Annotated in this window: 11 protein-coding genes; all 11 read left to right on the top strand. The window is 66.4% G+C overall.

Features of this window, described 5'->3' with window-relative positions:
- Positions 1-387 (top strand): C40 family peptidase (locus B8W69_RS29025; RefSeq protein WP_165762722.1); only part of this gene is annotated, 387 nt, incomplete at its 5' end.
- A 60-nt stretch (positions 388-447) separates the two neighbouring features.
- Positions 448-1989: a type VII secretion protein EccB gene (gene eccB, locus B8W69_RS29020; protein ID WP_082147687.1), complete on the top strand. Its 1542-nt coding sequence runs from the start codon at positions 448-450 to the stop codon at positions 1987-1989.
- A complete protein-coding gene (gene eccCa, locus B8W69_RS29015; RefSeq protein ID WP_085293091.1) occupies positions 1986-6200 on the top strand; it encodes a type VII secretion protein EccCa in 4215 nt (1404 codons plus the stop codon). Before eccB ends, eccCa begins: the two co-directional genes overlap by 4 nt.
- Before the next feature lie 96 nt (positions 6201-6296).
- Positions 6297-6593, top strand: coding sequence for a PE family protein (locus B8W69_RS29010; RefSeq protein WP_047324169.1), 297 nt, complete (start codon positions 6297-6299; stop codon positions 6591-6593).
- A 24-nt stretch (positions 6594-6617) separates the two neighbouring features.
- Positions 6618-7778 (top strand): PPE family protein, encoded by a 1161-nt coding sequence (locus B8W69_RS29005; RefSeq protein WP_085293090.1) that lies wholly within the window; start codon positions 6618-6620, stop codon positions 7776-7778.
- Between the two features lie 141 nt (positions 7779-7919).
- Positions 7920-8216 (top strand): WXG100 family type VII secretion target, encoded by a 297-nt coding sequence (locus B8W69_RS29000; protein ID WP_047324161.1) that lies wholly within the window; start codon positions 7920-7922, stop codon positions 8214-8216.
- A gap of 43 nt (positions 8217-8259) precedes the next feature.
- Entirely contained in the window at positions 8260-8544 is a 285-nt protein-coding gene (locus B8W69_RS28995) for a WXG100 family type VII secretion target (protein WP_047324162.1), read from the top strand.
- A gap of 81 nt (positions 8545-8625) precedes the next feature.
- Positions 8626-9549 carry an ESX secretion-associated protein EspG gene (locus B8W69_RS28990; RefSeq protein WP_085293089.1) on the top strand — a complete coding sequence of 308 codons (924 nt, stop codon included), beginning with the start codon at positions 8626-8628 and terminating at the stop codon, positions 9547-9549.
- 126 nt (positions 9550-9675) lie between these two features.
- The gene (locus B8W69_RS28985) at positions 9676-11184 is read left to right on the top strand and encodes a MinD/ParA family ATP-binding protein (RefSeq protein ID WP_085293088.1); all 1509 of its coding nucleotides are present in this window, start codon (positions 9676-9678) and stop codon (positions 11182-11184) included.
- Complete coding sequence (gene eccD, locus B8W69_RS28980) at positions 11181-12698, top strand: type VII secretion integral membrane protein EccD (protein WP_085293087.1); 1518 nt, start codon at positions 11181-11183, stop codon at positions 12696-12698. The genes B8W69_RS28985 and eccD overlap by 4 nt, the downstream gene beginning before the upstream one ends.
- Before the next feature lie 14 nt (positions 12699-12712).
- Positions 12713-13252 (top strand): S8 family serine peptidase (locus B8W69_RS28975; protein ID WP_439330653.1); only part of this gene is annotated, 540 nt, incomplete at its 3' end.

The following is a 13252-nucleotide window of genomic DNA, read 5'->3' as shown; positions in this document are numbered from 1 at the left end:
GCCCTGCTGGCCGGTGACGGTCGCGGTAGCGGGACGGCGCTGCGCGCGGTGCAGTACGCCGAGACGAAATTGGGGGACCCCTACGTGTGGGGTGCGGTCGGGCCCCGCACCTATGACTGCTCGGGCCTGGTCATGGACTCCTACGCTCACGCCGGGGTGCACTTGCCGCGCATGACCTACGACATGATTCACCACGGCACACTGGTAGATCGCGCTGATGTGCGCGCCGGTGACTTGGTGTTTTCCAACTTCTCGAGCAGGGGGCCTGAGCATGTCCAGCTCGCCGTGTCCTCGACGAAAGTGATCGAGGCGCCCACCCCGGGTGGACATGTCCAATATTCGAACTTTCCACATGGCCGTGTGGTGGTGAAACGCATTGTCGGGTAACGATTTTCGGACGCTCTGTGCGGTCGCGAGCTGGTGGCGTAATCGACGACAGGTAGGTATGTGACGGTGGTTGAACCGGGAGCGGGCAAGGGCGACGAGTCGCGGTGGCGCGGGCGCGGCCTGGGGTTGTCGACACGGGTGCAGGTGTCGGGGCACATGTTTTTTGCCCGCCGGGCGGTGTTGGCGATGACGCGGCGACGGGTTCGGATGGAAGCCGAGCCGGGCCGGCGACAGTCGATGTCGTTGTTGGCGGGCGTAACGATCACCGCGGTGCTGTGCCTGGGGGCCTTGTTCTGGTCGTTGATTCGCCCGGCCGGGTCGGCGGGACAGGCGCGGATTGTGGCCGATCAGGACTCCGGTGCCCTGTATGTGCGCGTCGGGGACAAGCTGTATCCGGCGCTGAATTTATCCTCGGCGCGGCTGATCGTCGGGGAGGCGTCGACCCCGGTTCGGGTGCGGCGCAGTGAGATCGAGGCACACCCGCGCGGCCCCCTGGTCGGTATTGCCGGCGCTCCGCAAGATATGGCGGTGACCTCGCCGGGCCGCTCGTCGTGGCTGGTGTGCGATGAGATCACCAAGGCGTTCGGGGCGGCAGCGCCAGAACCGGTGACGGTGACCGTCATTGACGGCCAGCCGGAGTTGGGTCCGCGCCGCCACGTGTTGAGTGCTGATGATGCGCTGGTGCGCCGCTATGGGGACGCGGTGTGGTTGATCCGCGACGGCCGGCGCTCGTTGATCAACCAGGGTGCCCGCGCGGTGCTGTTGGCGTTGGGATTGGGTGAGGACGCGGTGTCGGGGTCTCGCCCGATGAGCCGGGCGCTGTTTGATGCTATTCCGGTGGGCCCGGAGTTGTCGGTACCGGTGATCGCGGGTGCGGGGTTACCGGCGCGGTTCGCCGGGGCGCCGGGCCCGATCGGGACGGTGGTGTCGACTCCTCAGGTGGGTGGTCAGACCGCCTACTCGGTGGTGCTCGCCGACGGCGTGCAGCCGGTCTCGCCGGTGGTGGCTCAGGTGCTGCAAAACGCCGGTCCCGCGGGGGCGGCGATGCCGGTGGTGGCCGGGCCGGTGTTGGCCAAGCTGCCGGTGGTGCAGACGCTGGACTTGTCGGCGTTTCCGGCCGCGCCCCCGCACGTGGTGGACAGCCAGCTCAACGCGGCCGCCTGCTGGCATTGGGAGAAGGTGGACGGGGAGTCGATGGCGACCACGTCGGTGATCGCTGGCCCGACCATCCCGGTGGCCGAGGACCAGGCGGACAAGGTGGTCGATTTGGTGAAAACACCCGGCACCCAGATGCAGGCCGACCGCGTCTATCTGGGTCCGGAATACGCCAATTATGTGGTGTCCACCGGCAATTCGCCCTCAGCGAGCACGCTGGAGTCGTTGTGGTGGATTTCCGAATCCGGTGTGCGATTCGGGGTTCCGCGCGAAGAGGACACCATGAACGCGCTGGGCCTGAAGAAACACACTCCCAACCCGGCACCGTGGCTGGCGCTGCGGCTGCTGGCCGCTGGCCCGGCACTGTCGCGCGCTGATGCGCTGGTCCGCCACAACACCTTGCCCGTCGACGCCAACCCGGCCGAACTGGAGGTCCCCAAGTCATGAAACATGGGTTTGCCCGCAAAGAGACTGCTGAGGCGCCGCCGTTTCGGCCAGAGACCATTGAGTTGCCGACGCCGCTGAAAGTGCCGCCGCCGCAGAGCAAACCGCTGTGGTCGGTGGTGTTGATCGTCGGGCTGATGGGTCTGGTGGGGGCGATGGTCTGGGTGTCGTTCGCCAGCGGGGCACGCACGTTCACCGGGGGAGGCTCATTGTTCCCGGTCATAATGGTGGGCGGTCTGATGGCGATGCTGTTCGGTGGACGCGGTGGCTCGCAGGAGATGTCGCGCTCGAAACTGGATGCGCTGCGGGCGCGGTTTTGCATGATCATGGACGAGCTGCGGGGAACCACCTCGGAGTTGGCTGACCGGCTCGATGAGAACTACCGCTGGTATCACCCGGCACCGGACACGCTGGAAGCCAGCGTGGGCAGTGTGCGGATGTGGGAGCGCAAGCCCAATGGCGGTGATGCCTGGTTCGGGGTGGCCCGGGTGGGGCGGGGCATGACTGACTTGGTGGAGTCGCACGCCGCGGTGTTCGCCGAACCACAAGACGCGCCGACCGATATCGAGCTCGAGCCAGTGACCGGAAAAGTGCTGCAGGAGTTCATGCAGTACCAGACGGTGGCCTACGGGGTGCCCGCACTGGTGTCGCTGATGGTTGAGCCTGGCTATGAGCTGCGCGGCCCACGCGAGCGGGTGCTGGGATTGATGCGCGCGATTTTGTGCCAGTTGGTGTTTTTCCACGGGCCTGATCATTTGCGGCTGGTGGTGGTCACCGCGGATGCCGCTGAGTGGGATTGGGTCAAGTGGTTGCCGCACGCCGGCGATGCCCTCCTCGAGGATGGTGCGGGGCCGGTGCGGATGGTGTATGGGTCGGTCAACGATTTCTTGGCCGCGCAGTCCGAGGCGCTGGGGTTACGGGCGCGCGGGGACTTCAGGGCTCGCCTGGGGGCGTCGAAGGAACCGATTAACCCGTTGCCGCACACCGTAATTGTGTGCGACACCGAGGTGGGCTGGGATCGTTTCGGGAGTTCCGAAGGGGTCAACGGGTTGACGTTTTTTGACGTGCGCGGCTCGAGTCGGGTTCCGGCGTGCCGTGATCCGCGCCGCGTGCTGCATATCGGGGACAACGGGGTGGTTTCGGCGGTGCCGCGCGACCCGGTGACCTGGGATGCCCAGGGCAATGAGCCGCAGTTTTTTGCCTATGCAGATCAGGTCAGCCGCGATGCGGCTGAGACGTTCGCCGAGCGCATGTCGCGCTGGCGGCTGGCTGAGGCCTATGAGGCGATCGAAATTGATACCGGGCAGCGGGTGATGGCCCGAGACATCCTGTCCTACTACGGCATTGAGGATGCCGCCCATATTGATTTTGAAAAGTTGTGGGCTTCGCGCAGTGACATCAACTCGTTGCAGCGGTTGAAAGTGCCGCTGGGTAACCGCGCCGATAACAACGAGCTGTTTTTCATCGACCTCAAAGAGGGCGCGCACGGCGGTCAGGGTCCGCACGGGGTGATGGCCGGCACTACCGGTTCGGGTAAAACGATGATGTTGCGGGCGTTGATCGAGTCGCTGTGCTTGGGGCACCCGCCGCAGAATCTGCAGTTCATGCTGGCCGACCTCAAGGGCGGCTCAGGTGTTCGACCTTTCGCCGGGGTGCCTCACGTGGCGCAGATCATCACCGACCTTGAAGAGGACCAGGGGCTGATGGGCCGCTTCGTCGACGCGCTCGACGGTGAGATCGCGCGGCGTAAGGCCTTGTGCGACATGGCCGGTGCTGATGATGCGACCGAGTACAACAAGATCCGTGCGGATCAGTTGTCGTCGGGGGCGGCGCAGGTGTTGCCGGCGTTGCCGGTGCTGATGGTGGTCATCGACGAGTTCGCCGAGTTGTTCAAGATGATGGGTCGTGAGATCGAGGAGTCGCTGGACCGGATCTGCCGGCAGGGCCGGGCGTATTGGGTGCATCTACACATGGCCAGCCAGCAGATCGACACTCGCGCTGAGCGGCTGTTGGAGAACATGGGGTATCGGCTGGCGTTGATGACTAAGACCGCGCAGGCGGCTTCGGCGATCGGTGTGCCGAACGCGGTGAACCTCAAGGGCTCTGGGCAGTGTTACTTCTTGGAGGGCAGCCCGCAAAACGGTACCTTGACGAAGTTTCAGGGCGAGTTCTTGTGGCGCGAGTACCGCAAGCCGGGTACCGAGGACCTCGCAGGCGGCCCGCAGTCAGACGGTGCGGCGGTCAGTTACTTTGCGCCGCAGCTGTTTACCACCGATTTCACTCCGCTGCCGCTGCCAGATGACTCTGATACCTCTGCGACGCCCGATGAGGTGGTCGAGGAGGTTGACGGGCTAAGCGAGCAGCAATCCGAGGGCGAGGATGACGAGGGCGGTGTGACGGCGCTGATGCGCCCGCAGGTGGGCCGCATCATCATCGACCAGCTGCGCCGGATCGATTTTGAGCCCTACCAGTTGTGGAAGCCGCCGCTGGATGAGCCGTGGAGCATCGAGAAGCTGGTGAACACCTATTTGGGGCGGCGCTGGGACAGTGAGTATGCCAGTACCCCGAATTTGGTGTTTCCGATCGGGCTGGTGGACCGGCCGTTCAAGCATGACCAGCATCCATTGACCGTCGATGTGTCGGGCGCGGGTGCCAACGTGGCGATCGTCGGCGCGCAGGGCGCGGGCAAGACCACCGCGCTGCAGAATCTGATTTGCGCGGCCGCCATGACCCACACCCCCGAGCAGGTGCAGTTCTATTGCTTGGCGTTTTCCTCTGCGGCGCTGGGCAGCGTGGCTGGCCTGCCGCATGTGGGTGGGGTGGCGATGTCGCTCGATGGTGACGGCGTGCGTCGCACGGTGGCCGAGATGTCGGAGTTGCTGGCCTCGCGCAAGCGCAGTTTCGAGGCGACCGGTGTGATGTCGATGGAGGTGTTTCGCCGCCGCAAGTCTGGTCGTGAATCGGGTCCGCTGCCCGATGACGGCCACGGCGATGTGTTTGTGGTGATCGATAACTATGCGGCGGTGGCCAGCGAGTATCCCGAGCTGGTGGAAAACCAGGTGAACCGGTTGATCAAGGAAGGGCCGACGTTCGGCATTCACGTGGTCGTCGCGGTCACCAAGACCACCGACCTGCAGGTGATGGTGCGCGGCAACTTCGGCTCCCGGGTAGAGCTGCGCCTGGCCGATGTCAACGACGCGGCGCTGGTCGCTAAGCCGCGCTTGGCCGCGGCGGTTCCTTCGCGGCCAGGGCGCGGCATGATCGGGCAGAACTATGAGCGCGCCGGCGTGGAGCCGGTGGGGTTGCACACCCTGATGGCGCGCCCCGCCCTGGAGTCCACGGATGCTGAGGTGTTCGATTCGCGCAGCGTGGTCGCAGCGGTCAACCGTGTGGCCGGAGGGTTCACCGCGGCACCCAAGGTGCGCCGGCTGCCTCAGCGGGTGGCGGCGGGCGAGCTGGCCGCGCTGGCGGCCTCGGATCCGCGCAGCGCCTCGACGATGGTGTGGGCGCTCAATGAGACAGAACATCCGGCGTTCTTCGACGGTCAGCACCTGATGATCACCGGGCAGGCCAAGTGTGGTCGGACCACGACCTGTGCGACGTTGATGCGCGAGATTGGGCGGGTCTACGCCCCGGGTGCGGAGGGGGCGGCACAGGATGCCGGGCGCCCGGCCGCGCAGGTGTGGCTGGTGGATCCGCGCCGCCAGCTGCTCAATGTGCTCGGGCCTGAGTATGTGCACCGGTTCGCCACCACACCGCAGGCGGTCAAGCAGCGCATGGAGGAGTTGGCGCAGGTCTTGGCGCCGCGGATGCCCAGCGATGATGTGTCGGTCGCTCAGATCGGCCAGCGGCACTGGGAAGGCCCGGAGATTTTCTTGGTCATCGACGATTCGGAGCGCTTGCCCGCGGGATATGACTCGCCACTGGTCCCGATCGCGCCGTTTGTCCAGGCGGGCTCTGATGTGGGGTTGCACATCATCTATACCCGGCTGTTCGGGCCGTTCATGTCGGGGATGGGCGATCCGCTCGTCAGGCTGCTTCGTGACGCGACCGAGCCGCTGCTGGTGATGGACTCTGATCCCGACCAAGGTTTCGTCAAGGCGAAATGGAAGGGACATTCCATGCCACGGGGCCGCGGATTCTTGATGAATACCGGCGATTCGGGCGAATCGGGAATTTATGTGCAAGTAGCCGAGACTGCGGTGGGAGGATAGATCGCTGATGGGCCGCGCGTAAGTCGGCGAGCGTCGATACACTTTTGTCATCAGGCCAGGTAAATGGTCCGGCCGGGTTGGTTGTGGGAGGGTTCCATGTTTGTCGAAGCGTTACCTGCGGGGATTGATGAGGCCGCCTCCGGGCTGTCTGGACTCGGGTCGACGGTAGCGGCGGGCAACGCCGCGGCCGCAGCTCCCATCATGGGTGTGGTGCCTCCGGCACCGGAGCCGGCCTCGGTGCTGTTGGCGGCGGCGTTCGGCGTGCACGGCGGTGTGTATCAGGTGACGCAGGCGATCGGGTCGGTGGTGCACTCGATGTTTGTCTCGACAATGGGCATCAGCTCGGCCGACTATGCCGCAACTGAGGCGCTGAACACCGTCGCGATGGTCTGACCTGCGGGTCCGTAGCACGTAGCCATGCCGGATTACGAGGTTCCTCCCGAGATCAACTCCGGTCGGATGTATGCCGGCCTGGGTTCGGCGTCTCTAATGGAGTCGGCGGCGGCCTGGCAGGCGCTAGCGGCGCAGCTCGGGTCGGCGGGAGCGGCGTTTCAGGCGGTGATCGAGGCTCTGACCAGCACCGCGTGGCTGGGTCCGTCGTCGATGACGATGGCGTTGGCCGCGGCCCCCTACGTGGTGTGGATGATCGCCACCGCCGAACAATGCCAGGCAGCGGCGCTGGCTGCCGCGGGGGCGGCCGATGCGTTCGAGGCGGCGCGGGCCGGCGTGGTGCCCCCGCCGGTGATCGCCCAGAACCGGGCCCAGCTGGTGGCGCTGCTCAACACCAACTTCATGGGCTTTAACACCCCAGCGATCATGGCCAACGAAGCCCATTACGGGCAGATGTGGGCACAAGACACCGCGACGATGTACAGCTTCGCCGGGCAAGCTGCCGGGATCACCGGCACGCTGGTGCCGTTCACCCCGCCGCTGCCGAACTCCGACCCGATCGGGCTGGCAGCCCAAGCTGCCGCGCTGGGGCAATCGGGTGGTACCGCCGCCGGGCAGCAGCCGATGAATTTCGCCAGCAGCGCGGGTAGCTTGCCTGCCGGTTTGGACGGCGAAACCATGTTGTCGATGGGCCCACAGCTGGTCAGCACCATTCCTCAAGCGCTGCAGGGGCTTGCCTCACCGCTGAGCCAAGGACTGGGGGGCGGCGGCCTGGGCCAGTTCCAGTCGCTGCTGAGCCCGTTCATGAGTTTCATGAATCCGGGCATGTTCGGAGCCGGCGGGACCTCGGCGGCCTTAACGGGTGCCGGCGGGCCGGGGCTGGCCGGGCTGGGCGGGGCGGCCGCCGAAGTCGAGGCCGTGGCCGGAGGGGCTGGCTCGTTGGGCGGATTATCGGTGCCGGCGACCTGGACTGCTGGCAGTGGGGTCGAGTCCGCGAGCGCGGCGCGCGCGGTCGCCCCGGTGGCCGCTTCGGGTGGTGGCGGGGTGGCCGCAGCAGCGCCCGCGACCACGGGAGGATCGGGCATGTATGGAGGGACCCCGATGGCGGCAGGTTTGCACGGCCGCGGTAACGATAGTGACGGCGCCCCGCGGTATGGAAAGCCGGTCAAAGTCGTGCGCCGAAGCTAGCCCATATAAGAGAGCATCAATGCCAGGAAAAATTCGCACAAATAGCTTTCGCCGACCGTTGCCGGGCGTCAGATCAGGCCAATAGACTGGCCCTACAGCAACACTGAATTAAATCACCCAGGCTTTAAGGAGAGCGTTATTATGGCCACCCGTTTTATGACCGACCCGCACGCGATGCGTGACATGGCCGGCCGGTTCGAAACGCACGCCCAGACCGTGGAAGACGAAGCCCGCAAGATGTGGGCCTCCTCGCAGAACATCGCAGGCGCCGGCTGGAGTGGGCAGGCCCAGGCGACCTCCTACGACACGATGGGGCAGATGAACCAGGCGTTCCGCAACATCGTCAACATGCTTCACGGGGTGCGCGACGGGCTGATCCGCGACGCCAACAACTACGAGCAGCAAGAGCAGGCCTCCCAGCAGATCCTGAGCAGCTAACTGCCAGGCCCCTACCCACCTTTCACACAAGGAGACTTCAGCCATGTCGATCAACTACCAGTTCGGTGATGTCGATGCCCACGGCGCTTTGATCCGTGCCCAAGCCGCTTCCCTGGAATCCGAGCACCAAGCGATCGTGCGCGATGTGCTGGCTGCCGGGGATTTCTGGGGTGGCGCCGGCTCGACGGCCTGCCAGGAGTTCATCACCCAGTTGGGCCGCAACTTTCAGGTGATCTACGAGCAGGCCAACGCCCACGGACAAAAGGTCCAGACCGCCGGGTCCAACATGAACAGCACCGACAGCGCCGTCGGGTCTTCATGGGCCTAGCCCGCAGTATTCACAGGCAAGCACGTGGCGGCACCGACAACGGTGCCGCCACGTTTGCGTTAGACGACCTGGAGACCGTCGATGACCACCGCTGACACCACCGCGGCCACCTCCCGCTCCGATATCACCGTCAACCTTGAGGGGTTGTGGCTGTTGCAAGCCATGCTGGGCATCGCCCAACTTGCCCCCGAGCTGCGTGGGCGACCCTACGGCCAAGCTCAAGACACCCAATGGCTGACCGCGCACCCAGGTCTGGCGGTGTTGGTCGACCAGGGAATCGCCGATGAGGGCGCCGTGGTGCGGTCCGATATCGCCGACCGCATGGCGGTACTTGCCAGCCCCGACGTCGTAATCGTGGTGTTGGTCTCCCACGGCCCGATGAACGTGGTCACCCCGGTGGTGATGGATGATCCGAGCACCTGGCGGGCGATACCAGATGAGCAGCTACGCATCGTGTTGGCCCGCCGAGACGGCCGCTGGGCCTCGGCGGTGCGCGCCGGGTCTTTGATCACTATCGACGACTGTCCCGGCACTGATCAAGAGTGGATAGAACGCCTGATCGTCGAAGCGCTGGACTCGGTGCACCGGGTCGAGCCGGCACGAATCAGCGCGGTCAACGTTCCCCTCGATGACATGCGTAGCGCGGTCAGCGCGCATGCGCACGCCGGCTCGGCCGCGGCCAAGATGGCCGCGCTGCGCTCACTGGGGCTGCGCGGCGGCGCGCTGGCAGAGCTGGGCGCGGCGCTAGAACATCCGCAGGCCGAGGCCCTGGCGTATGCGCGCGCACATGTGGATACCGAAACGGTATGGAGCGAAACGGTGCTGAACCTGCGCGACACCGCCTCGGGGCGGGTGGCGCTGTATCGGCTCAACCCGCCACCGGGCACCCACCAGGAGTGGCTGGCGATCGCCCCGGCCACCCCGGCCCAACTGCATCACGCACTCACGACGGTCTTCGATAGCGTCGGGGTGCGGGCCTGGGCAAGTCACGAACGAATGGCCTGACAAAAGCGGTACCGGCGTGCCAGCAAAGTGTTCTCGATAAATACCGTATGGGCGTGGTATAGCGAGAATTCCGCCCCTAGGATCAGAAGTAGTAAACGCCAGACGCGCCACAGCGATGGGGACCAAATGACTGACAATTCTGACTTCATGTCGCGTTACCTGCCGCCGGAAAACCCCGAGCAGCACCGCGAACATGCCGCACCCACCGACGAGGTCACCGAGGAGGTGTCGTTGTCGGATTTGCGGCTTCCTGAGCCGGCCGCACCGCCTGCGCCTCAGGTGCCCTCACCGCAGCTGCCACCGCCGCCGGTGGGCAAATACGAGTTCGCACCGCCGTCTCCGGAGGGCGGTCCGGCCCAGGCCGGGTGGCCGCCAGCGCCGGACACGGCGTCACCAGCAGCCGGCGACACCGAAGGCGCGCACGCGGCGCCCCCGCCGCCGGGCCCGTTTGGAGCGCCAGGCCAGCCCGGATTCGCTGCGCCGCCGCCGGCAGGGCACCCGAATGCGGTGCCCTGGTCCCGGGCTCCTGGCACGGACTTCGCCCCGCCCAGCGGCCCGATCAAACACCAGCCGCCCCCGATTCCGCCGCGCCCGCAGTTCGAACAACGTCAGCCGCCCCCGCAGCGGTGGACGCCCCCCAACGTCGACCCGGTCGAACGGTGGGCGCCGCGTGCGGACCTGCAAAGTGTCGGCGCGCCGCGCACCAGACACGTCCAGGTCGAAGAAGTCGTCAAACGGCGCCGCGATCCGGCTGACATGGGTTGGCGCAAAGCGGTTTACGTCTGCACGGGCGGACTGATCAATCTGGGCGCTGGCCCTCACGAGCGCCAGCTGCGTGACTGGAAGGCCCGAGTCACCTCCAACATTCCCGGCAACTACCAGATCGCGGCGGTGTCGGTGAAAGGCGGGGTCGGCAAGACGCGCGTGACCGCCGGTGTGGGAACCGTGTTCGCCGCCGAGCGCAACCAGCAGGTCCTGGCGATCGACGCCGACACCACCTACGGCGGGCTGGGCCGCTTCGTTGACCCCAAGGCGCTGAGCTCACTGGGGGATCTTCTTGCCGCTCAAGACATGGTTGTCGACTATCCCAAAGCCCGTCATTTCACTGGACAGAACAAGCAGGGCCTCGAAGTGTTACCGGGCAACCAGAATGTGGCCAACCCAATGGAGTTGAACAAGAAGGTCTTTCATGACACCGTCGCGCTGACGCGCCGGTTTTACCAATTGGCACTGGTCGACTGCGGCGCCGAGGTGGAAACCGAGTTCTTCAAAACCGTGCTGTCCAACACCGACGCGCTGATGATCATCGGCTCCTGCAACGCTGAGGGCGGGCTGGCGATCGAGACGACAGTCGAATGGCTGGCCGCGCGCAACGGCCACGAGCTGCTCAAGCGGTCGGTGATCGTGCTCAACGACATCCATGACTGCGCGACGAAGGCCTTCATCTCCCATATCACCGAGACGGTGGGGCCTCGGGTGCGCTCGGTCAAGACCATCCCGTGGGACCCGCATCTGCGCGACGCCGACACCCTGGACTTTTTGGCTCTGCGTAAAGCCACCCGGTTGGCGTTTTTGGAGCTGGCCGCCGAGCTTGCCGACGGGTTCCCCACCGCTGCGGGGGCGCGAAGCGCGTGACGATCGAACGGCAACGCGACAACCCTGTAACCGCGGCATCCGGTCCGGCTCTGCCCGACCGGGTCTTGGTGGCGGTCATCGCTGGGGCCACCAAGATCGGAGTGGTGTTGGACGCCACCGCGGCGGTGTCGGTGCAATTGACGGCGTTGGTGGACTTGGTCAACACGCGCCTTGCTGAGCTGGGGGAACCACCGTTGGCGGCCACTGCGCGGGGCCGTTGGACCTTGTGCTGGGTCGATGGCAGCCCGCTCAAACCGGGGTTGTCGCTGGCCGCCCAGGGCGTCAGCGATGGCACGCGGCTGTGGCTGCGGTTCGCCCCGGACACCGAGGCACGTATCAATGTCGTCGAGCATGTCACCTCGGCGGTGGCCGCCGAGCTCAGTAAGCGCTGGCCGGCAGTCACACCGGTGTGGGCGGCCCGAGTCGGGGCAGCCATGGTGGTCGCCGGTGTGTTGGCCGCAACGGTCTTGCTGGCCCGCTGGCGTTACGGGCACCTTGGCTGGCTGCCAGCCGCCTATGGTGGCGGGCTGGCCGCGGTGCTGCTCGCGGCGGCGGTGATCATCTTGACGCGCCGCGGGACCAGTGTGTTGGTGCGTGGTCTTGGTGACACGCTGCTGTTGACCGGCTGCGTACCGGCGGCCGTGGCCGCCGCCGCCGCGGTGCCCGGCCCGGTGGGCGCCCCGCACGCCGCGCTGGGTTTGGCGACCGTATTGGTAGCGGCGCTGTTGGTGGTGCGGTTCACCGGCCGCCATATCGCGTTGGGCACCGCGGTGATCGTGACCGCGGCCGCGGGTGCGGTGATCGGGTTGGTGCGCATGACACTGGTGACCTCAGCTCCGATCCTGCTGACAGTGCTGCTGCTGATGGCGGTGATAGGGATGCATGTATCCCCCACGGTGGCGCGCTGGGCGGCCGGGATTCGATTGCCGGTGTTCCCCTCGGCCTCGGGCCGCTGGATCTTTGAGGCGCGCCCTGATTTGCCGGCCGATCATGCGGTGGCCAGCGGGCAAGTCGCCACGTTCGCCGGCCCAGAGTCGGTGCGTGAGGTCGCGGTGGCCACCGACCGGGCGCACTCCTACCTGAGCGGATTGCTGGTTGCGACAACGGGTTTGGCGGCGGCGTGCAGCGTCGGGTTGTGCGATCCGCACGTGCCGCGACGCTGGCTGCCGCTGGTCTTGGCGGGGCTGGTGGCGGTCGCGGTGCTGCTGCGGGGCCGCTCGTTCACCGACCGCTGGCAGGCGACGATTCTGGCGTTGGCCGCGGTCGCGCTGGTGATCGGGGTGGCCGGGCGCTATGTGCTGGGGTTGTGGACGATGCCCGCACTGCTGGTGGGGGTGTCGGTGATGGTGGCGGTGCCCGTCGCCGGGCTGGTGGCCGGGGTGGTGGTGCCCAACCGCTTCTACACGCCGACGTTCCGCAAAGTCGTGGAGTGGATCGAGTATGTGTGTTTGACCGGCATTTTCCCGTTGGCGTTTTGGCTGATGGGTGTCTTGGCCGCGATCCGGTACCGGTAGCAGGGGTGACTTCGGTGAGTCGTGCGCAAAAGGCCTGCGCGGCGGTGTCCGCTGTTGCAGTGGTGGGGTTGACCGGGCTGTGGGCTGCCCCGCCGGCTACAGCGGTGGAGCCCCCGCAAATTGATGTGGGCGCAACCCCGCCCGATGGGCCTCCGGGCCCGGATCAGCCGATGCGCCAGGGCGCGTTTTGCCCCAAGGTGGGCACGCTGCCGGGTACGGACTATCGGGTGCAGCCGCATTACATGGACATGCTGGATTTGGGCGAGGCGTGGCGGTTTGGCCGCGGTGCGGGTCAGAAGGTGGCCGTCATCGACACCGGGGTCAGCCCGCATCCGCGGCTGACCGACCTTGTCGGCGGCGGTGACTACGTGGTGGCCGGCGGGGACGGCCTGGCCGATTGTGACGCCCACGGCACGATCGTGGCGTCGCTGATCGCCGCCCAACCGGCCGACGGCAAAACACCGCTTCCCCCGCCGCGCCAGAGCCGTCACCCCGACACGGTGCCCACCACGGAGGCCCCACCACCACCCCCGCCGCCGCAAACGGTAACCGTG

The sequence above is a fragment of the Mycolicibacterium vulneris genome, assembly GCF_002104765.1.
Classification (GTDB): domain Bacteria; phylum Actinomycetota; class Actinomycetes; order Mycobacteriales; family Mycobacteriaceae; genus Mycobacterium; species Mycobacterium vulneris.
Note: the sequence above shows the minus strand (reverse complement) of the source record. Positions and strands in the feature narration are given on the sequence as shown.

Coding starts and splice junctions, on each gene's coding strand:
- B8W69_RS29010 (WP_047324169.1), top strand. CDS start 6,297: ATGTTTGTCGAAGCGTTACCTGCGGGGATTGATGAGGCCGCCTCCGGG.
- B8W69_RS29000 (WP_047324161.1), top strand. CDS start 7,920: ATGGCCACCCGTTTTATGACCGACCCGCACGCGATGCGTGACATGGCC.
- B8W69_RS29005 (WP_085293090.1), top strand. CDS start 6,618: ATGCCGGATTACGAGGTTCCTCCCGAGATCAACTCCGGTCGGATGTAT.
- B8W69_RS28985 (WP_085293088.1), top strand. CDS start 9,676: ATGACTGACAATTCTGACTTCATGTCGCGTTACCTGCCGCCGGAAAAC.
- B8W69_RS28990 (WP_085293089.1), top strand. CDS start 8,626: ATGACCACCGCTGACACCACCGCGGCCACCTCCCGCTCCGATATCACC.
- eccCa (WP_085293091.1), top strand. CDS start 1,986: ATGAAACATGGGTTTGCCCGCAAAGAGACTGCTGAGGCGCCGCCGTTT.
- B8W69_RS28995 (WP_047324162.1), top strand. CDS start 8,260: ATGTCGATCAACTACCAGTTCGGTGATGTCGATGCCCACGGCGCTTTG.